We start from the raw sequence: 19,462 nt of genomic DNA, 5'->3' as shown, positions 1-19,462 counted from the left end.
GGCCCGCGTGGGGCTGGCGGAAAGGCCGTCGGAGGGCGTCTGCTCGACATCGGTCATCGTGGATACCTACTCGCTAGGGATGGGTGGCAGGTGAGTCAGTGTGGCAGCGGTGTTTGCACATCAGGCGCGCAACTGACGTCGGCGAAATGAACGCCAGCCCACGCGCGAGCGACGAAACGGCGTTCCGGGGTTATGCGATGTATCCGCGTGGCAGCACGGCGAAGTCGACACACGCCGCGGCCAGCATGTCGCCCAGCACCGGATGGACCGGCGCGCGGAGTTCGAGCATCGCACCGGCCGACGGCGCTTTCAGGGTGGCGATGTTGGTGTTGGCCAGCAGTTGGACGGCCTCGAATTCGATGTCGCGCCAACCGGTGTGGACCCTCATCAGCGTGAGCACGCCCAGCTGGTCGCCGGTGGGGGACACGATCGCGTGATGCCAGGCGCTGTCGCCGTTGGCCCCGGTGTGCGGCCGGATCGCCGCCAGGACGGTGCCGCCGCCGTCTTCCAACCGCGCCGCGCCGTCGGACGGGACGATCTTTCCCACGGGTGTGTTCTGGTTCGTGACGGTGGTCGTTGCGGCCACCGATAGCCTGAGTTCCTCGCCGGCGGGGCTGGACAGGGTGTAGTCGCTCTTGCCGCCGTTCTTGAATCCGAGCAGGACGCCGACCCCGCCCTTCTGTTGAGCGCGCGCCACTTCGGCGCCGTCGGGGGTGGTGAGCTCAACTCGCAACGCGTTGGACGTCGCCCGAGACACTTTCGCGGCGACGGCCGTGGCGTCTCCGAGGATCGGCATGCGGGAGATCGTAGGCCAGAATCCTCAATCATGGACCAATTGCCGTTGGCCTCGGCCGGTGCGCGCTGGCTGATCGCCGCGGCCGTCCTCGGTTCGGGCATCGCGCTGCTGGACGGCACCGTCGTCAATGTGGCGCTGCCGGCGATCGGGCGCGACCTCGGCGGCGGTTTGACCGGTCAGCAGTGGGTCCTCGACGGCTACCTGCTGACGCTGAGTGCGCTGCTGCTCACCGGCGGCGCGGCGGGCGACCGCTACGGCCGCCGGCGGGTTTTCGTCGCCGGGCTGGTCGTGTTCACGGCGGCTTCGGCGGTCTGCGGTCTTTCGCCGACGGTGGGTTGGCTGGTGGCCGCCCGGCTGGCGCAGGGTGTCGGCGCGGCGGCGCTGGTTCCGGGCAGCCTGGCGTTGATCGACGCCGGCATCGTCGACGACGACCGGGGCCGGGCCGTCGGGATCTGGGCGGGCATGTCGGGCGTGACGACCGCGCTCGGTCCGTTCGTCGGCGGCTGGCTCGTCGACGCGGCGTCGTGGCGCTGGGTGTTCTTCTTGAACCTTCCGCTGGCGGTGGCGGTGCTGTGGATCGCCGCCCGGCACATCCCCGAATCGCGCGACCCGACCGCGCGGGGCGGTCCGGACGTCCTGGGGACCGCCGCCGTCAGCGTCGGGCTGTCCGGGGTGATCTACGCGCTCATCGAGGCGCCTTTGCGCGGTTGGACATTCGTCACGACGACGGCCGCCGTCGTCGGCGCGGCGGCGCTGCTGGTTTTTCCGGTGATCGAACGGCGCGCGCAATCGCCGCTGCTGCCGTTGCAGCTGTTGCGATCCCGGCAATTCACCGGCGCCAACCTCACCACCCTGGCCGTCTACACCGCGATCGGCGGCGCGTTGTTCCTGTTGGCCCTGCAACTGCAACAAAGCCTGCACTACTCGGCGCTCGCTACGGGATTGGCGATGCTGCCGATGACGGTCATCATGCTGATCGGCTCGCCCTGGGCCGGCGCGCTCGGGCAGCGGGCCGGGCCGCGGCTGCCCATGACGGTGGGCGCGGTGATCGCCGCGGCGGGGTTGGCGTTGATGGCGCGCGTCGTGCCCGGGGCGACCTACCTCGGTGCGGTGCTGCCCGCTGTCGTCGTGTTCGGCGTCGGGCTGGCGATCACCGTGGCGCCGTTGACCGCGGCCGTCCTGTCCGCCGTGCCGGATGGTTACGCGGGCACCGCATCCGGGGTCAACAACGCCATCGCGCGGCTCGCCGGGTTGCTCGCCGTCGCCGTGCTGCCGGCTGCGGCCGGCATCAGCGCCGGCCCGGGGCAGCCGCTCGGTCCGGGGTTCTCGGTGGCGATGTTCATCGCCGCCGCCGCATGCCTGGTGGGAGCCGTCGTCGCGGCGCTGACCGTCCGCACCGGCGCGGACTTCGCGCACCAGATGCTGCCCGGCATCAACCACCCCTGCCAGGACCCGTGCACCAGACGCCGGCCGTAATCGAGCGGCGTTCGTCTCGAAACGTGGGGCGGCGCCCGGTGAATTTCCAATAGATTTCCGGGCATGACGGCGACGACGTGGGATGTCGACGGGCGCAAGGTGTTTGGCGTGGCCGCCGACGGCGGCGAGCCGGTGCTGCTGCTGCACGGCTATCCGCAGAGCGCATCCTGCTGGCGCCACCAGATCGCGGCGCTGGCCGGCACCCACCACGTCGTGGCACCCGACTGGCCGGGATTCGGCCGGTCCGACCCGCCGTCGACGCCGCCCACGTACGACAACGAGGTCGACCGCCTCGAGCGGCTCGTGGAGCGGCTGGGGTGGCAGCGATTCAACCTGTGCGCCCACGACTACGGCGGCTTCATCGGGCTCGGCTACGCCATTCGCCACCCCGACCGGGTGCGACGGCTCGCGCTGCTGAACACCCGGGCGCATGGGATCTTCCGGCCGTGGTTCTACCGGTTTTCGTCGGCGGAGCACCGGATCGCGACCAACCCCGTGCTGTCCGCGGCCGCGCGGCGGCTGCCGTTGGCCGCGATACACCACGTGGCCCTGGCCCGTTACCGAAAACTCGGCTGCTTCGACACCGCGCTGCAAGCCGAATACCTGGGCTGGATGAGGACACCGCAAGGCCGGCGCACGTTTTGGGAATTCTTCGCCCACTACCCGGTTCCCGCCGTTGGTTGGCTGGCGGACGGGCTTGCGACCGTCCGGTGCCCGACCGCGGTGATCTGGGGTGAGCGCGACCCCTACATCCCGTTCGACACGGCGCGCGAACTCGCCGACCGCATTCCCAATGCCAGGCTGGTCCACTTGCCCGATGCCGACCACTACGTCATGGAGGAGCGCCCCCGCGAGGTGACCGAGGCGCTGGTCGGCCTGCTGAATGCGGCTCCCGTCGCTAACCGGTGACGGTCATCTGGTCGTCGCTGCTGGCCCACGACCTGGCGAAGACGTCGATCGGCACCTGCTCGTCGCGGCCCTCCTCGCTGCCGCTGTCGTTGAGGTGCACGATGCCGGCCGCGGTGTCGACGCCGGTGACCACCACGGCGTGGTTGGCCTCCGGCTGGCCGTCCGGGGTCTTGTCCTCGACGGGCTCGCCCCAGATGACTTCGGAGTTGACTCCGACGATCACCTTGCGGCCCTTGGCCAGATCCTGCTCCAGCGCCGACATCCCCGTTGCGACACCGCTTTTCGCGGCGCTTTGCTCGTCGGTCGAGGTCGAGTGGATGCCGTAGTGCGCCAGCAGCGCCGGCTCGTCGTCGAACGACGTGCCGCTGCCGGGCTTGCGCTTCTTCGGCTTGGTGTAGATCGGCCCGGAGTGGACGGTGCTCGGGGTGGACTGGGCCAGCTTGACGATGGCCTGCTCGGAGGGCGGCTTGCCGGTCAGCTCACCGACGACATCGGCGACGGCCATCTCCACGCAGTCGTCGTCGTATCCCTGGTAGCGCCAGAACGGGGCGGCCGCCGCCGGGTTGCCGTAAAGCGTGCCCTCGCCGCGCGGCGGGTCGGGCGTTGCGTGCGCGCTGCCCACCGCCAAGCCCAGCGCGGTGGCGCCGACCAGCATGGCGACGCCGGCGGCCCGGGCCGCGGTCGCGGTGCGGTTGCCGATCATGCCGTGAATGTCTGAAAGGAGCGTCGCGGCGTTACTTTGTTGAGGTGCCGCGTCCCATGCGCTTCGACGTCAGCCACGTCATCGGCGAACAGGCATGGTTGGCGGCGACCTATTACCCCGCGCCCCGTGGCGGCGACGCCCTGCTCGTCTGCCTGCCGGGCGGCACCTACAGCCGCGAATACTGGGACCTGAAGTTCCCGGGCCGCAGCGGCTACAGCTTCGCCGACTTCGCCACCGGGAACGGCTACGGCGTGGTGACCATCGATCCGCTGGGCACCGGCGAAAGTTCCAAGCCGGCAAGCGATTTCGACTTCACCGACATCGCCGCCGCGCTCGCGCGGGCCGTCTGCGCGCTGCCGGGGGAAACCGGCGAGCGCGTCCCCACCCTCGCCGTGGCGCATTCGCTGGGCGGGTATCTCGCCATCGTTCAGCAGTCCCTGTTTTCCAGCTACGCGGGACTGGCGGTCCTCGGCTGCACCAATCAACACGTCGCGCCGCTGAACCTGGATGCCGCCTTCATCGCCCGGGCGGGGACCGCCGAGGGCCGCGCCGAACTGGCCCGCCAGATCCTCGCCGCCCTTCCCGAGCCCTACGCCGAGGGCCCGCGCGAGTACCTGCAGAGCTGGTTCCACCTGGCCGACGTGCCCGCCGACGTCGTGGCGGCGGACTGCGTCACGGCAAAGTCGGTGGTACCGCGGGTATTCGGCACCGCGATGATCCCCGGCGTGGTCGCCGAGCACGCCGCACAGATCGACGTTCCGGTGCTCGTCGGCTTCGGGGTCGTCGACGTCTCACCGGATCCCCGCGCGGAGGCCGGCCTGTATCGCCGCAGCCCCGACCTCACGACCGTCGTGCTGCCCGACAGCGCGCACTGCCACAACATGGCGTCCAGCCGGCAGCGGCTGTGGAGGCGCGTGCTCGATTGGGCGGCGAACGTAACCTCGGGGGCATGACGAAAACTCTCGACCAGTATTCGCCCGCCGTGCTGAGCCTCTTCCGTCTCGTGTACGGCTTGCTCTTCGCCGCGTGTGGCTCGAATATCGTGTTCGCCTGGCCCGTCCATCCGACGTATGCGGTCGCGGCCGGATCCTGGCCCGGCTGGTACGCCGGCGTGATCGAGGTTGTCACCGGGCTTCTGATCGCGGCCGGATTGTTCACCCGCGCCGCGGCTTTCATCGCGTCGGGGCAAATGGCGGTCGCTTATTTCTGGATGCATCAACCCAAAGCGCTCTGGCCCGTGGGGGATCCACCGGCGGGCAACGGTGGACTGTTGGCGATCCTGTTCTGCTTCGCCTTCTTCCTGCTCGTCTTCCTGGGCGGTGGGAGCTATTCGATCGACGCACGCGCCGGGCGGCCTACGTTTCGCAGTGGCGGTGCGGTTCGGGGTCAAAGCACGTGACGGTTCCGTACGGGCAGCGGGGCAGGTAGATGCCGCCGCCCTTGCGCCAGCCTTTCCTGACCAGCTTTCTGGCCAGGTAGCGCGACGCCGTCAGCGCCTTGGCTTTCTCGGGCGCGGGGTAGAGGCGGGGGTTGTCGTAGGCGTCGTGGATGTCTTCGGCGAGCGCGTCGATCAGTTCGATGACCTCGCGGGGTGTGGCCATGCCGCATCAGGTTCCCCTTCGGATGACCTGGGAATCTTGTCACCGACAGGTTCTTCGATCCGGCCCGTGCTTCCGCTCCACCGGTGAAAATGGCATTCTCTGTATTGGAGAAGCCATTTCCATACTTGGTGCGGGACTGGAGGACATTCGAATGGGTGCAGACCGACGATGCGACGGAATGGTCGCGCTCGTCACGGGAAGCAGCCGCGGCCTGGGCAAGGCGATCGCCGCGCGGCTCGCCGCGCACGGCGCCACCGTCGCGCTCACCGCGCGCACGATGGAACCCGACGCCAAATACCAGGGGTCGCTGAGCCAGACCCGCGACGAGATCGCGGCCGCCGGTGGCCGCGCCATCGCGGTCCCGGCGGACCTTTCCCAATCGGACGAGCGCGAACGGCTTTTCGCGGAGGTGGTGAGCGCCGTCGGCGCCCCGGACATCCTGGTCAACAACGCCGCCGTCACGTTCCTGCGGCCACTCGACGGGTTCCCCGAGCGGCGCGCCCGGCTGATGATCGAGATGCATGTGCTCGGCCCGTTGCATCTGAGCCAGTTGGCGATCCCGGCGATGCGGGAGCGCGGGCGGGGCTGGATCCTGAACCTGACGTCGGTGGGCGGCGACCTGCCACCGGGACCGCCGTTCTCCGAATTCGACCGGACCGCGGGGTTCGGCATCTACGGAACCGCCAAGGCCGCGCTCAACCGGCTCACCAAAAGCCTTGCCGCCGAACTGTACGACGACGGCATCGCCGTCAACGCCGCCGCCCCGTCCAACCCGGTCGCAACCCCCGGGGCCGGCACCCTGGACCTGGCCAAGACCGACACCGAGGACATCGAATTGATCACCGAGACCGCCCTGCGGTTGTGTACGTGCGATCCCAGGGCCATGACCGGGCGCATCGCGCACACCCAACCCTTCCTGGCCGAAGTCGGCTGGTCGAAGCCGGCCGGCTGAGTGACCGAGCTCGACCTGGAGGAGCTCCGGGCGCGACTCGCGGCGGCGGGCGTCGCCGACGTCGTGCCGCTCGCGGGTGGGGCGTCCAGCCTCACGTTCTCCGGTGCGCGCAGCGGGCGGGCGGTGGTGATCAAGGTTGCGCCGCCCGGTGTGGAGCCGGTCGCGCACCGCGATGTGCTGCGTCAGGCGCGCGTCATGAAAGCGCTTGCGGGGAGCCGGGTTCCGGTTCCCGAGGTGGTGTGGGAAGACGCGGCCAGCCCGCCGCTCTTCGCGATGTCGTGGGTCGAAGGCGACTGCGTGGAGCCGCTTTTCGATGGTTGCCCGCCGGCCGCCGAGCTGGCCGGGCGCTACCGCAACGCATCTCGCGTCCTGGCCGCCCTGCACCGGTTGGCACCGGCCGACCTCGGCCTGGGCGATGAACCGCTGATGGAACCGGCCGCGGAAGTGCGGCGCTGGTCCGACACGCTGCAGACCGTCGACGCGGCGCTGGTGCCCGGCTGGCCGGGGGTGCGGGACGCGTTGCTGGCGTGCGCCCCGGCAGCCATGGGCCCCAGCGTGGTCCACGGTGACTTCCGGCTGGGCAACCTGCTGGCCGCGGGGGACCGCATCAATGCGGTGATCGACTGGGAGATCTGGGCGATCGGCGACCCGCGGATCGACGTGGGCTGGTTCCTGATCAACAGTGACCCCGACACCTACCGGCGCGTCGGATCGTCCGGCATCGCGCCCCCGACCGGCGAGCTCGCCGACATCTATCGACACGAATTGGGTTGCCACGTCAGCGACCTGGGCTGGTTCACCGCGTTGGCATGCTTCAAGTCGGCGGCGACCTGGTCGCTGATCGTCAAGCACAACCGCCGAAGGCGCTCCCCGCGAACCGAATTGGAAGCGATGGCGGCGAGCCTGCCGAGATTGCTGAAACGCGCCCGGTCACTGCTGGACTAGCAGCGGCTCAGCGGCACCGCGCATACAGATTTTGGCAAATCATCCCCACCCGATCCGAACGCTTTGACGGGCCGACCTCGTCGCGCGGCGACGCGTACAGATCGGGCGTCTCCGTGATTATTCGATCGATAACCCCCGGCCCCGGCGTGAAGGGATCCACCGGGTCCGAGTGTGCGACGCCGGCGCCGAGCGCGACCGCCATGACCGTCATCCCACCGGCCAGCAGGCCCAGGGCGAACGGGTGACGTTTCATAGCTGGCAATCCTAGCGCTCCGGCGAAGGAAACGGTTGCCCCCCAGCATTACGGCCCGAAGTCGCATTTCAATCACGAATGCAAAACAACTGCGGCGGTTCGACCAGCAAATGCCCCCAGGTGAATTCGGCACTGCCTACGGTGTCGTCCGTGAGGCCCATCGCCGTGGTCGTCCGCCGCGCCGCGGCTGTCGCGGTCTGCCTTGTCATGCTCGGGACGAGCGCGGCCCAGGCCGGCGCCGATCCCGAAGTCGACCCGGCCGCCGCCACGGCGCCGCCGGCCGACGGGCTGGTCCCTTCGAACCCTCCAGCAACCCTCCAAACCCCCGATGGCTGGACACTGGGCCTCGGCGCGAAGGACGAGTCGCAGGTTCCGGTGGCGCCGTTGACAACCGCGGCGTCGTCCCGCGAATACCTGTCGAGCGGAATCTTCGTCGGCTCGCTGATCGGCCCGGAACAGCCGCGGGGCGAGCTGGAGGTGGGTTACGAGATCGGCTGTGGCATCGACATGAGCACCTCCAACGGCGTCACGATGGCGGGTAGCGCGGGCGTCACGCCGTCGCTCGGGGCCACGGCCCTGATCCCCGGTGTGACGACGGGCATTCTGCCGTTGATCTCTACACCCGTTAACGGTGTGCTCAGCGTCGGTCTCAAGCCCGGCCTGGTGATCGTGGTGCCGGTGATCAAGAAGGAGTTCAAGGGCGCGAGTCCCTGGGTGATGATCAGCAACTTCCACGTCAAGATCGACGGCTGCGTGGGACAGTCGTTCATCCGCTCGTATGCGACGCTGACGCGGATCACCGACCAGTCCGACGTGATTTTGTCCTACGTCGGCACCACCAAAGCCGTCTAGGGCCGATGGTGGCGACCCGCTTCGCCCGGCTCCGCCGCGCTAGCGATCGCCACGCCGCGGGGGATGCCCGCCAGCTTGTCGGCGAACTTCGCTTCGGCGGCCGCGCGCAACCGGAGCAGGTGCTCGGAGGGGAAAAGGTCGGGCGCCGGCGGGCGGTCCTTGAGTAACAGGCGGGCCAGCGTCACCTTGTGCACTTCGGTGGGACCGTCGGCAAGGCCGAGCACGAACGACTCGACCAGGTACTGCACGAAGGGCATCTCGTGCGTGGTGCCCAGCGATCCGTGCAGCTGAAGCGCCCGCGACGACACGTCGTGTAACACCTTCTGCATCATCGCCTTCACCGCCGAGATGTCCGCCCGCACCGCCTTGTAATCGTTGAGTTGGTCGATCTTCCAAGCGGTTTGGAGGGTCAGCAGCCGGAAGGCCTCGATCTCCATCCACGAGTCGGCGACCATCTCCTGGACCAGTTGCTTGTTGGCCAGCACCTCGCCCTGGGTGTAGCGCGACACCGCGCGCTCACAGATCATGTCGAAGATGCGGCGGACCAGGCCCACCGTGCGCATGGCGTGATGAATTCGCCCGCCGCCCAGGCGCGTTTGTGCGACGACGAACGCCCCGCCGCGCGGGCCCAGCATGTGATCGGCGGGCACGCGCACGTTTTCGTAACGGACGTACCCTTCGCGACCGCCGCCCATCGGCTGATACCCCAGCCCGACGTCGCGCATCACGTTGATGCCCGGGGTGTCGCCGGGCACGACGAACATCGAGTAGCGCTGGTACGGTGGCGCGTCGGGGTCGGTCATCGCCATCACGATGAGGAACGACGCCATCGACGCGAACGACGAAAACCATTTCTCCCCGTTGATGATCCAGTGGTCACCGTCGGGCACCGCGGTGGTGCGGAACACCTTGGGGTCCGCGCCGCCCTGCGGCTCGGTCATCGAGAAGCAGGACACGATGCGGTTGTCCAGCAGCGGCTCGAGGTAGCGCGCTTTGAGCTCAGGGGTGCCGTAGTGCGCGAGGATCTCGCTGTTGCCCGAGTCTGGCGCCTGCGAGCCGAACACGATCGGCGCGCTTTCCGAACGACCCAGAATCTCGTTCAGCAGCGCCAGTTTCACCTGACCGTAGCCCGGCCCGCCCAGGTGCGGACCGAGGTGGGTGGCCCACAGCCCGCGCTCCTTCACGATCTGCTGCAGCGGCGGGATCAGCGCCTGGCGCACCGGGTCGTTCAGGTCATGAGACTCCTTGACGATCAGGTCGATCGGTTCGCACTCGCTGCGCACGAACTCCTCGACCCAGTTCAGCTGCTCGGCCCACTGCGGGTCGGTGGAGAAGTCCCACGACATCCGTCGTCCTTCCTTGGTTCGGTCACCCGGACCACTTCTTTCGGCGTTCGGCCGCTTCCTCGGTCGCGTGCGAGAGCACCTGGTTGCGGTTCTCCAGCTCCAGGGCCGACGACAGGCTCGCCGCGTCGGTATTCACCTGCAGCGCACGCTTTGTCAGCTGCACGCCGAGCGGGGCCAGGCCGGCGATCAGCTCTGCCAACTCCGTCGCGCGCTCGAGCAACCGATCCGGTTCGACGATCTCGCTGACCAGCCCGCGCCGATCCGCCTCGGCGGCCGAGACCGTGCGTCCGGTCAGCATCCAGTCGGCCGCGACGCTGGTGCCGACGATGCGGGGGAGGTGGTAGCTCATGCCCATCTCGGCGCCGGAAAGCCCGAGCAGGATGGCGGCGTTGCCGAACGAGGCGTCGGCCGAACAGATCCGGATGTCGGCGGCCAGGCACAGCGCGAACCCCGCGCCGACGCACGGGCCGTTGACGGCGGCGATGACCGGCTGCGGGAGGGTGCGCACGCCCTCGGCGAGCGCGGCCATGCCCTCCTGGAAGCGCATGCGGTCCAGGGCGGGGGCGCTCGCCTCGGGCACATTGGGCCCGAAGTCGCGCATGTCGATCCCGGCGCAAAAGCCGCGACCGGCGCCCGTGAGGACGACCGCACGCACCGACCGGTCGCTCGCCAAATCACCCAGCGCCGCGGCCAATTCGAATTGCATGGCCTCGTTGATCGCGTTCAGCCGCTCCGGGCGGTTCAGCCGCACGACGACGACGCCGTCGGCCGGCCGGTCGAGTTCGAGCGTGTGTGGCACCCACCGATCGTAAAGCGTCTCTCGGCTCAGGAGAATAACCTTCTCCAAAAGCGCGAAGCTATTCTCTGGCCCGAACGGGCCATATCTGGCGCTTACGGACCGACGGCGGTGGCCGGCCGGGGCTGATACTGGCTCTCATGCACATCACCGTCGACTACGACCTGTGCGAGGGACACGGGCAGTGCCTACTGGGGGCTCCCGATGTTTTCGACATTCCCGACGGCGCCGAACAAGTGGTGGTACTCCAGCCGGACCCGCCCGAAGCGGACCGCGAACGGGTGATTCGGGCAGCCGCGATGTGCCCGGCCCAAGCGATCCGGATCCTTAACTGATCCGGCCCGTTTCCGCAACGTCGTCGAGCAACCGGTAGCGCCCGGCCAACGCGGCGGCGGCAACGCGGTTGCTGACCCCGAGTTTGTGCAGCAGCGTCGCCACCATGCGTTTGGCGGTGCGCTCGGACACCAGCATCCGGTCGGCGATGTCGCCGGTTTCCATGCCGGTAGCGAGAAGGGTCCACAGTTGGAGGTCCTGGGCGCTGAGGTTGTCGAGCAGCTCGGGCGGCGGCTTGCGGATGTTGCTCAGCAGCGCATCGAGCAGCGCGCCGTCGATGACCCGCAGGCCCTCCGCGACCGTCCATAGTGGCCCCGCCAGCGCCTCGGGCCGTGCGGTTTTGGGTAGAAAGCCGTCGGCGCCGGCCCGCAACGCCTCCTCGGCCAACGCCAGGTCGTCGGTCCCCGACAGCGCCAGGATCCGGGTCGTTGGCCGGCGCGCCTTGATGTGGCGGATGGCGGCCACCCCGCCCAGGGGCGGCATCGAGAGGTCGATGATCGCGACATCGGCGTCACAGCGGGCCGCCAGGTCGGCGGCCTCTTCCACGTATGTCGTCTGGCCGCCGACCGTGAAGAGTTCGCCCCATTCGCGGGTGAGCAGCAGGGCCAGGCCCTGCGCAAACAGCTCATGGTCGTCCACGATCACCACGACATACGGCGTGCGAGTCATTGCCGCGATGCTAGCCCCAACTCTATGGTCAGCCGGGTGAGACCGCTCGATCAGCTCAGAACCACGGTGGACTTCGACGGCGAGGACTACGGGCTGGCCCGCACCGTCGTCGCGGTGCGGGTCGCCGTGGTCATATCAATCGGCGTGCTGCTGGCGATCGGACCCCAGTGGCTCCGTCAGCACACCGCGGCCACCTTGGCGGTGTTGGGCGCCGCGATCGTCTACTCGGGCGTAGTGATGGCCTACCCGCAGCTGGAGGTCCGGCGCACCCGGTATTCGTGGCTGGTCACCGGCTTCGACTCCGCGTTTACGCTTGCGCTCATCGCCTTGAGCGGCGGCGTGTACAGCCCGGTGGTCCCGGTGTTGGCGCTGGCGGTGATCGCCTCGGCGGCGCGGCTGTCGTTCGGCGAAACCCTGCTGGTCGCGGTGCTTTTGGGCACCGCCTACATCCCCGTGGCGCTGACGTCGTCGCCGAGGCTTCCGGTGACGGCGGCTCCGGGACTACAGGCGGGCTGGTCGGCGGTGTTTCTGATCTTCGTCGCGATCATCACCGCGGGGCTGTCCGCGCTGGCCGAACGCGAACACCGCTCCCGGCTGCATGCGCTGGTCGAGGCCGAGGCCGAGCACGCCGCCGCCGAGGAGGAACGCGACCTGAGGGCGCGCCTGCTGCGGTCCTACCAGTCGCAGCAGGATGGATTGCAGGTGCTGGTGCACGAATTCCGCACCCCTGTGACGTCCTTGGAGGCGCTGACCGAGGCGCTGACTTCAACGCAACCAATGTCGGATGTCGACCGGGACACAAGTCTGCAGCTGGTGGCCCGGCACGTGCGCCACCTGGCCGACATGCTCGACGCCCTGTCCGACGTCGCGCTGAGCCGCCGGCCGACGTTCTCGGCGGGCCGGGTTCGCCGCGTCGACGTGGCCGATCTCATCGTTGCCGCCGCCGACGCCGTAGGGCTGGCGGCACCGCGGTTGCGGCTGAGCGTCAGCGGCGACGTCGACGCCGTGGCCGTGAACGCTCAGGGGCTGCGCCGGGTGCTGACCAACCTGCTGGAGAACGCCTCGCGGCACGGCCGACGTGAGCCGGTCGACGTCACGTGCTCGCGGGAAGGTGGCGAGTTGGTCTTCACGGTGGCCGACCGGGGGCCGGGTGTCCCGGCCGAAAGCTTCGGCGAGCTGACCACCAAGTACGTCAGCGTCGGCGGCCAACGTGGCACCGCCGGGCTCGGCCTGTGGATCGTGCAGCAGATCGCCGAAGCGATGGGCGGACGGGTGGACTTCGCCGCGCGCGACGGCGGCGGCCTCGTCGCCACCTTCCGCGCACCCCTCGCCTGATCGCGGGTTCCACCCGCTGGCCCGTACAGGCCAGTGATTGGCACTCGGGGCTGTGCCGCGCCGCCGCCGCGCTGGTCAGCATGGCCACATGACCGCACCCACAACGGCCCCCACCCATAAGGACATCGATCTGAGCGCCCGCGCGTTCTGGGCGAAACCCCCGGAAGAGCGGGACGCCGCGTTCGCCGTCCTGCGCGCGGAGAACCCCGTGCCGTGGAGCCGCCCGGCGGAGTCGGATCTGCTGCCCCCCGAGCTCAACACCAAGGGCTTCTGGTCGCTGACCAAGCAAGAGGACATCCGGATGGCCAGCCGCCACCCGGAGATCTTCTCCTCGGCGCAAGGCATCACGATGGAGGACTTCGCCCCCGAAGCCGTCGAGATCGCACAGTCGTTCATCGCGATGGACGCCCCCCGGCACACCCAGCTGCGCGGCATCACCACGGAGGCGTTCAAGCCCAAGAACGTGCGCCGGCTGGAGGGCTGGATCCGCGGTCACGCCCACGACCTCGTCAGCGAGATGGCCCACCTCGGCGAGGGCGACTTCGTTCAGCTCGTGTCCGTCAAGCTGCCCGGCCGCATCTTCGGCAGCTTCTTCGGGCTGCCCGAAGGCGAACTGCGGGACAAGGCAGTGACCGCCGCCCAGCGGCTCGTCGGATGGACAGACCCGAACATCCGCGGCGAGCAGAGCGAACTCGAACTGTTCATGGGCGCCGTGATGGACCTGCACGAGGTGGCGACGGTGCTGATCCCCCAGCGGCGGGCCAACCCCGGTGATGACCTGATGACCTGGATGGTGCAGGCCGAGTTCGACGGCAAGAAGATGACCGACGACGAGCTGAAGGCGTTCTTCGTGTTGATGGGCGTCGCGTCCAACGACACCACGCGGCACGCCTCGGCCCATGCCATCGCCGCACTTTCGAAGTTCCCCGACCAGCGCGCGCTGCTCGTCGAGGACGTCGAGGGCCGGGTTGGCACCGCCGTCGAGGAGGTCTTGCGCTGGGGATCGCCGCTGCTGCACATGCGCCGCACCGCGACCCAGGACATCACCGTGCGGGGCTCGGACATCAAGGCCGGCGACAAGGTCGTGCTGTGGTACTACTCGGGCAACCGGGACGAGGACGTCTTCGAGGATCCGCATTCGTTCAACGTCCTGCGAAACCCGAACCCGCATATTGCCTTCGGTGGGGGTGGTCCGCACTTCTGCCTGGGCGCTGCGCTGGCCCGCACCATGCTCAAGGCGTTGCTGACCGAGGTCTATACGCGCATCCCGGACATCTCGGCGCCGGAGCCCAACTACGCCCTGGCCAACTTCATCAACGGCGTAAACAGCCTGCCCGCGACCTGGACGCCGGAACGATGAAAACCAAAGCAGCGGTGCTGTGGGGGTTGCACCAGAAGTGGGAGGTCGAAGAGGTCGACCTCGACGGGCCCAAGGAGAACGAGGTCCTGGTCAAAATGGCCGCGGCCGGGCTGTGCCACTCCGATGACCACCTGATCACCGGCGACATGCCGATGCAGCTACCGGTGGTCGGTGGGCATGAGGGCGCCGGCGTCGTCGTCGATGTCGGACCGGGTGTCACCGAAGTCTCCCCAGGAGATTCGGTGGCGCTGAGTTTCATTCCGGCCTGCGGTCGCTGCGAACCGTGTTCGCGCGGCATGAGCAATCTGTGTGTGCTCGGCGCGGCCATCATCGCGGGGCCGCAACTCGACGGCACTTTCCGGTTCCACGCCAAAGGCCAAGGGCTGGGCCAAATGTGCGTGCTGGGAACGTTCTCCGAGTACACGGTGGTGCCACTGGCCTCGGTGATCAAGGTGGACCCGTCCACCGCGCTGGACACCGCCGCTCTGGTCGGATGCGGGGTCACCACCGGTTACGGCAGCATGGTGCGTACGGGCGAAGCGCGGGACGGCGACACCGTGGTGGTCATGGGAGTTGGCGGGATCGGCATGAACGCGGTGCAGGGCGCGCGGATCGCCGGGGCACGCGTCATCGTCGCCCTCGATCCCGTGGAGTACAAACGGTCCCGCTCCCTCGAGTTCGGCGCCACCCACACCGCGGCGACCGTCGCGGAGGCCCAAGCCTTGATCACCGATCTGACGCGCGGACAGCTGGCCGACGTCTGCGTGGTCAGCACCGACTCGGCCGAGGGGGCCTATGTGGCGCAGGCCCTGAGCCTGGTCGGCAAGCGCGGGAGAGTGGTGATGACCGCGATTCCGCACCCCACCGACACCAGCGTCGACCTGTCGCTGTTCGATTTGACTCTGTACGAGAAGCAGGTTCGCGGTTCGCTTTTCGGATCGTCCAATCCCCGGCACGACATACCCCGGATGCTCGACCTCTACCGCGCCGGCCGGCTGAAGCTCGACGAACTCGTCACCCGTGAGTACACCCTCGAGGAGATCAACACGGGCTACGCCGACCTGCACGCCGGGGTCAATCTCCGCGGGCTGATCCGGTTCTGAACCGTTCATGAGCCTCGTCATAATTATCGTCATTTTCGCTGCCCCGCTGGGCATCCCGGCCGGGGTCAGCGCAGCGCACCACGCCGCCGACCGATTCAGAAGCTTCGCACGATGGCGCCGACCGATCCGATGAACAAGAGCGAGGACGACATGACCGGCATTCCGCACTATCCGATGTACATCGACGGGCGGTGGCGCGACACGTCAAGCAGCTTGGAGGTGCGCGATCCCGCTACGGATGAGTTGGTCGCGACCGTGGCCCGGGGCGATGTCGCCGCGGCCGACGAGGCCGTCGCAGCGGCAAAGGCGGCACATGCCTCCGGTGTCTGGCGACTGACGCCCCCGACCGAGCGGGCCCGGATCCTCGATGCGATCGCCGACAACCTCGCCGCGCGGTTCGACGAGTTGACCGCGCTGCAGGTTCGCGAAAACGGCGCAACGGCACGGTCGGCGGGTGCTTTTCTGTTGGGCTTCTCGATCGCCCATCTGAAATACTTTGCCTCGCTGGCGCGGTCGTATGTGTTCGAGGAAACCGGGCCCTTCATGGAAGCGCCCACGCTGGCCGCCGGCCTGCTTCGTCGCGAGCCCGTGGGGGTCTGCGCCGGCATCGTGCCGTGGAACTTCCCGTTGCTGCTGGCGGTGTGGAAGCTGGGCCCCGCTTTGGCGGCCGGCAACACGATCGTGCTGAAACCCGACGACCAGACTCCGCTGACGCTGCTCGAATTAGCCAGGGCCGCCGACGAAGTCGGACTGCCGGCGGGGGTGCTGAACATCGTCACCGGGCCCGGGCCGGTCGTCGGCGCCCGGCTCGCCGAACACCCCGACGTGCGCAAGGTGGCTTTCACCGGCTCAACCGAAGTCGGCAAGACCGTGATGCGTGCCGCCGCCGACAACGTCAAGAAGGTCACCCTCGAGTTGGGCGGCAAGGGTGCCAACATTGTCTGCGACGACGCCGACCTGGATTTGGCGGTCGACGGAACGCTGTTCGGATTCTTGCTGATGTGTGGTCAGGCCTGCGAGTCCGGAACCCGGCTGCTGGTGCACGAATCGATTCACGACGAGTTCATGCGACGGCTGGTCGCTCGCGCATCCACCCTTGTCGTGGGTAATCCGATGGACCCGGCCACCGACATCGGCCCGCTGATATCCGCCAAACAGAAAGCGCGCGTGGAGAAGTACATCGCGCTCGGACAAGAGGCGGGATGCAAGCTCGCGTTCCAGGGCGCGGTGCCTGCCGAAGCCGAACTCGCGGATGGCCATTGGGTCGCGCCGACCATTCTGAGCGACGCGACAAACGACATGCGGGTGGCGCGCGAGGAGATCTTCGGGCCGGTGCTGGTGGTGATCAAGTACGCCGACGACGCAGAGGCGGTCGCCATCGCCAACGACAGCGAGTACGGATTGTCCGCGGGCGTGTGGAGCACGGACAATGAACGCGCGCTGGGTATCGCCCGCCAGTTGGAATCGGGCACGGTGTGGATCAACGACTGGCACATGGTCAATGCGATGTTCCCCTTCGGCGGTATGAAGCAAAGCGGTTTGGGGCGCGAGCTCGGGCCCCACGCGCTCGACGAGTACACCGAGCAGAAGTTCGTGCATATGGATTTGACGAACGACCGTGCCAAGCGGGTGTATCCCGTTGTCGTTTCGGCCGTCGCGGCGAACTGATCGATGTACCCGGGTACCCACGCGGGTAATGACCCTGAGCGCCCCGCGGTCATTCTGGCGGAGTCCGGAGAAGTCCTGACCTACCGGCAACTCGACGACAACTCCGCCGCGCTGGCGCGGGTGCTGCACGACGCCGGGCTCCGCCGTGGCGATGTCGTCGCCCTGCTGTCCGACAACGCCGCCCAGGTCTTCGAGGTGTATTGGGCGACACAACGATCGGGCCTGTACATCACGGCCGTCAATCACCATCTGACAGCACAGGAGGCCGCGTACATCGTGCGCGACTCTGGGGCGCGCGCCCTGATTGTCTCGGCCGCGCTGGCCGACCTGGCGGCCCAAGTCGCCGCGCAGGCCGACAACCCCGGACTGCGGTTGGCTTTCGCCGGCGATGTGCCCGGTTACGCCTCTTACGAAACCGCCCTCGCCGAGGCCGGTCCCCGCTTGGACGGCGAACCATCCGGCGCCGTCATGCTGTACTCCTCTGGCACCACGGGATTCCCCAAGGGCGTCAAGCCCCGGCTACCGGACCGGCGAGTCGACGAACCGGGGGATCCGATCGTGGCGATGGCGAGCCATTTTTACGGTATCCAAGCCACCGACGTATACCTCTCTCCGGCGCCGGTCTACCACGCCGCGCCCCTGCGCTGGTGCGGCATGGTGCAGGCGCTCGGTGGGACGGTGGTACTGGCGAAGAAGTTCGACGCCGAGGCCACCCTGCGTTACATCGAGCGGTATGGGGTCACCGTCGCGCAGCTGGTTCCCACCATGTTCGTGCGCCTGCTCAAACTCGGCGAGACCACCCGGGCCCGTTACGACCTGTCGAGCCTGCGGATGCTCATGCATTCGGCCGCGCCCTGCCCCATCGACGTCAAACGGGCGATGATCGAGTGGCTCGGCCCAGTCCTTTACGAGTTCTACGGCTCCACCGAGGCGCACGGCCTTACGTTCATCGATTCTCGGCAATGGCTCACCCACCCCGGGTCGGTCGGCCGAAGTGTGCTCGGCGTGTTGCACATCTGCGACGACAACGGTGGCGAGCTGCCCGCGGGTGCGGTCGGCACGGTGTACTTCGAACGCGATCATTTGCCCTTCGAATACCACAACGACCCCGAAAAGACGGCCGCAGCCTGCCACCCGAAACATCCGTTCTGGACGACCGTCGGCGACCTCGGCTATCTCGACGATGAGGGCTTCCTGTACCTGACCGACCGAAAGTCCTTCATGATCATCTCCGGCGGGGTCAACATCTACCCACAGGAGGTAGAGAATGCCCTCGCCTTGCACCCCGCGGTGTTCGATGTCGCCGTCATCGGCGTACCGCATCCCGAGATGGGCGAGGAAGTGAAAGCGCTCGTCCAGCTCGCGCCCGGTGTGCGCGGATCGGGTTCCCTCGCAAAAGAACTCATCGACTACGTCCGCGATCGGATCGCGCACTACAAGGCGCCCCGCACGGTCGACTTCGTCGATGACCTACCCCGAACCCCGACCGGCAAGCTCGTCAAAAGCAAGCTGCGGCAAAAGGTTACGGTCCCAGGTTAGTTCCCGTAGTCAGCGGTTCCCATTTCGCGATCTCGGCCGCACGGGCATCGGCGACGTAGCGGTAGAGGCCCAGGGCGTCCGGGCCGAGGAGCAGGAATCCGGGCGGCTCGCTCGACTCGACCGCCGCGATGATCGCGGTGGCCGCCTTGGCGGGGTCGCCGGCCTGGTTGCCGTGCATCGTGTCGTTTTCCTTGCGGCGCTGCCCCGCGGTGCCCGCGTAGTCGTCGATGACCGTGGCCGTCTGCGCGAGCGAGCGGCCGGCGAAGTCGGTGCGGAACGCGCCGGGCTCCACGACCGTCACCGAGATGCCCAGCGGCGCCAGCTCACCGCGCAGGGCCCCGCTCATCCCCTCGATGGCGGCCTTGGTGGCCGCGTAGTACCCGGATCCCACCGGGGTGACGGTTGCGCCGATCGAGGAGATGTTCACGATCGCGCCGCTGCGGCGTGCGCGCATCCCCGGCAGGACGGCCTTGATCATCGCGACGCTGCCGAAGAAGTGCGTCTCGAACAACTCGCGCACCTCCGCGTCGTCGCCTTCCTCCACCGCGGCGCGATAGCCGTAGCCGGCGTTGTTGACCAGAACGTCCACACCGCCGAACCGCTCGTCGGCCTGCCGCACCGCGGCGGCGACCTGCGCGGGATCGGTGACGTCGAGCGCGACGGCGAGCACCCGCTCCGTCGGGCCCAGGTCGGACACCTTCGCGACGTCACGCGCGGTGACGACGGCGTTGTGCCCGGCCGCGATGACGGCCTCGGCCAGCGCGCGGCCGAGCCCGGTCGAGCAGCCGGTGATGAGCCAGGTGGACATGGCGTGTCTCCTTCCGGT

The 19,462-nt window shown here is 68.4% G+C and carries 21 protein-coding genes; 13 read left to right on the top strand and 8 right to left on the bottom strand.

The window, feature by feature from the left end:
* Positions 1-190: 190 nt before the first annotated feature.
* Entirely contained in the window at positions 191-796 is a 606-nt protein-coding gene (locus AC5Y5E_RS01085) for a hypothetical protein (RefSeq protein WP_499901160.1), read from the bottom strand.
* 30 nt (positions 797-826) lie between these two features.
* Here AC5Y5E_RS01085 and AC5Y5E_RS01080 point away from each other — a divergent pair, with 30 nt between their 5' ends.
* Both AC5Y5E_RS01080 and AC5Y5E_RS01075 read left to right on the top strand, forming a co-directional pair.
* Positions 827-2,272, top strand: a complete 1,446-nt coding sequence (locus AC5Y5E_RS01080) for an MFS transporter (RefSeq protein ID WP_499901159.1) — start codon at positions 827-829, stop codon at positions 2,270-2,272.
* A 63-nt stretch (positions 2,273-2,335) separates the two neighbouring features.
* Complete coding sequence (locus AC5Y5E_RS01075; RefSeq protein WP_499901158.1) at positions 2,336-3,181, top strand: alpha/beta fold hydrolase; 846 nt, start codon at positions 2,336-2,338, stop codon at positions 3,179-3,181.
* Here AC5Y5E_RS01075 and AC5Y5E_RS01070 read toward each other — a convergent pair.
* On the bottom strand, positions 3,171-3,884 hold the full coding sequence (locus AC5Y5E_RS01070; protein WP_499901157.1) for a C39 family peptidase: 714 nt from the start codon (positions 3,882-3,884) through the stop codon (positions 3,171-3,173). The two genes, AC5Y5E_RS01075 and AC5Y5E_RS01070, sit on opposite strands and share 11 nt — an antisense overlap.
* A 56-nt stretch (positions 3,885-3,940) precedes the next feature.
* Between AC5Y5E_RS01070 and AC5Y5E_RS01065 the strand changes: the two genes are divergently transcribed.
* Both AC5Y5E_RS01065 and AC5Y5E_RS01060 read left to right on the top strand, forming a co-directional pair.
* A complete protein-coding gene (locus tag AC5Y5E_RS01065; RefSeq protein WP_499901828.1) occupies positions 3,941-4,837 on the top strand; it encodes an alpha/beta hydrolase in 897 nt (298 codons plus the stop codon).
* Entirely contained in the window at positions 4,834-5,283 is a 450-nt protein-coding gene (locus AC5Y5E_RS01060; RefSeq protein WP_499901156.1) for a DoxX family protein, read from the top strand. Before AC5Y5E_RS01065 ends, AC5Y5E_RS01060 begins: the two co-directional genes overlap by 4 nt.
* Here the strand turns inward: AC5Y5E_RS01060 and AC5Y5E_RS01055 are convergent.
* The gene (locus tag AC5Y5E_RS01055; RefSeq protein WP_499901155.1) at positions 5,240-5,485 is read right to left on the bottom strand and encodes a hypothetical protein; all 246 of its coding nucleotides are present in this window, start codon (positions 5,483-5,485) and stop codon (positions 5,240-5,242) included. The two genes, AC5Y5E_RS01060 and AC5Y5E_RS01055, sit on opposite strands and share 44 nt — an antisense overlap.
* Positions 5,486-5,636: 151 nt before the next feature.
* Here AC5Y5E_RS01055 and AC5Y5E_RS01050 point away from each other — a divergent pair, with 151 nt between their 5' ends.
* Both AC5Y5E_RS01050 and AC5Y5E_RS01045 read left to right on the top strand, forming a co-directional pair.
* Positions 5,637-6,437: an SDR family NAD(P)-dependent oxidoreductase gene (locus AC5Y5E_RS01050; RefSeq protein WP_499901154.1), complete on the top strand. Its 801-nt coding sequence runs from the start codon at positions 5,637-5,639 to the stop codon at positions 6,435-6,437.
* Positions 6,438-7,382, top strand: coding sequence for a phosphotransferase family protein (locus tag AC5Y5E_RS01045; protein ID WP_499901153.1), 945 nt, complete (start codon positions 6,438-6,440; stop codon positions 7,380-7,382).
* 7 nt (positions 7,383-7,389) lie between these two features.
* Here AC5Y5E_RS01045 and AC5Y5E_RS01040 read toward each other — a convergent pair whose 3' ends face one another.
* The gene (locus tag AC5Y5E_RS01040) at positions 7,390-7,635 is read right to left on the bottom strand and encodes a hypothetical protein (protein WP_499901152.1); all 246 of its coding nucleotides are present in this window, start codon (positions 7,633-7,635) and stop codon (positions 7,390-7,392) included.
* Between the two features lie 165 nt (positions 7,636-7,800).
* Here AC5Y5E_RS01040 and AC5Y5E_RS01035 point away from each other — a divergent pair, with 165 nt between their 5' ends.
* Positions 7,801-8,487: an MspA family porin gene (locus AC5Y5E_RS01035; protein WP_499901827.1), complete on the top strand. Its 687-nt coding sequence runs from the start codon at positions 7,801-7,803 to the stop codon at positions 8,485-8,487.
* On the opposite strand, the gene AC5Y5E_RS01030 is transcribed toward AC5Y5E_RS01035, so the two are convergent.
* Both AC5Y5E_RS01030 and AC5Y5E_RS01025 read right to left on the bottom strand, forming a co-directional pair.
* Positions 8,484-9,833, bottom strand: a complete 1,350-nt coding sequence (locus tag AC5Y5E_RS01030) for an acyl-CoA dehydrogenase family protein (RefSeq protein ID WP_499901151.1) — start codon at positions 9,831-9,833, stop codon at positions 8,484-8,486. The genes AC5Y5E_RS01035 and AC5Y5E_RS01030 overlap by 4 nt on opposite strands.
* Positions 9,834-9,855: 22 nt before the next feature.
* Positions 9,856-10,632 (bottom strand): enoyl-CoA hydratase/isomerase family protein, encoded by a 777-nt coding sequence (locus tag AC5Y5E_RS01025; protein ID WP_499901150.1) that lies wholly within the window; start codon positions 10,630-10,632, stop codon positions 9,856-9,858.
* Positions 10,633-10,769: 137 nt separating this feature from the next.
* On the opposite strand from AC5Y5E_RS01025, the gene AC5Y5E_RS01020 reads away from it, so the two are divergent.
* Entirely contained in the window at positions 10,770-10,964 is a 195-nt protein-coding gene (locus AC5Y5E_RS01020) for a ferredoxin (protein WP_499880043.1), read from the top strand.
* On the opposite strand, the gene AC5Y5E_RS01015 is transcribed toward AC5Y5E_RS01020, so the two are convergent.
* Positions 10,957-11,631: a response regulator gene (locus AC5Y5E_RS01015; RefSeq protein WP_499901149.1), complete on the bottom strand. Its 675-nt coding sequence runs from the start codon at positions 11,629-11,631 to the stop codon at positions 10,957-10,959. The genes AC5Y5E_RS01020 and AC5Y5E_RS01015 overlap by 8 nt on opposite strands.
* Positions 11,632-11,667: 36 nt before the next feature.
* Between AC5Y5E_RS01015 and AC5Y5E_RS01010 the strand changes: the two genes are divergently transcribed.
* The 5 genes from AC5Y5E_RS01010 to AC5Y5E_RS00990 all read left to right on the top strand — a co-directional run bounded on the left by AC5Y5E_RS01010 (position 11,668) and on the right by AC5Y5E_RS00990 (position 18,636).
* A complete protein-coding gene (locus AC5Y5E_RS01010) occupies positions 11,668-12,966 on the top strand; it encodes a sensor histidine kinase (protein WP_499901148.1) in 1,299 nt (432 codons plus the stop codon).
* 88 nt (positions 12,967-13,054) lie between these two features.
* Positions 13,055-14,326: a cytochrome P450 gene (locus AC5Y5E_RS01005; RefSeq protein ID WP_499901147.1), complete on the top strand. Its 1,272-nt coding sequence runs from the start codon at positions 13,055-13,057 to the stop codon at positions 14,324-14,326.
* Positions 14,323-15,429 carry an NDMA-dependent alcohol dehydrogenase gene (locus AC5Y5E_RS01000; RefSeq protein ID WP_499901146.1) on the top strand — a complete coding sequence of 369 codons (1,107 nt, stop codon included), beginning with the start codon at positions 14,323-14,325 and terminating at the stop codon, positions 15,427-15,429. Before AC5Y5E_RS01005 ends, AC5Y5E_RS01000 begins: the two co-directional genes overlap by 4 nt.
* A gap of 150 nt (positions 15,430-15,579) precedes the next feature.
* On the top strand, positions 15,580-17,097 hold the full coding sequence (locus AC5Y5E_RS00995; RefSeq protein WP_499901826.1) for an aldehyde dehydrogenase family protein: 1,518 nt from the start codon (positions 15,580-15,582) through the stop codon (positions 17,095-17,097).
* 3 nt (positions 17,098-17,100) lie between these two features.
* Positions 17,101-18,636 carry an AMP-binding protein gene (locus AC5Y5E_RS00990; RefSeq protein ID WP_499901145.1) on the top strand — a complete coding sequence of 512 codons (1,536 nt, stop codon included), beginning with the start codon at positions 17,101-17,103 and terminating at the stop codon, positions 18,634-18,636.
* Here AC5Y5E_RS00990 and AC5Y5E_RS00985 read toward each other — a convergent pair.
* Complete coding sequence (locus AC5Y5E_RS00985) at positions 18,620-19,444, bottom strand: oxidoreductase (RefSeq protein WP_499901144.1); 825 nt, start codon at positions 19,442-19,444, stop codon at positions 18,620-18,622. The genes AC5Y5E_RS00990 and AC5Y5E_RS00985 overlap by 17 nt on opposite strands.
* Between the last annotated feature and the right edge of the window lie 18 nt (positions 19,445-19,462).

Source organism: Mycobacterium sp. NGS54 (genome assembly GCF_059812465.1).
Note: the sequence above shows the minus strand (reverse complement) of the source record. Positions and strands in the feature narration are given on the sequence as shown.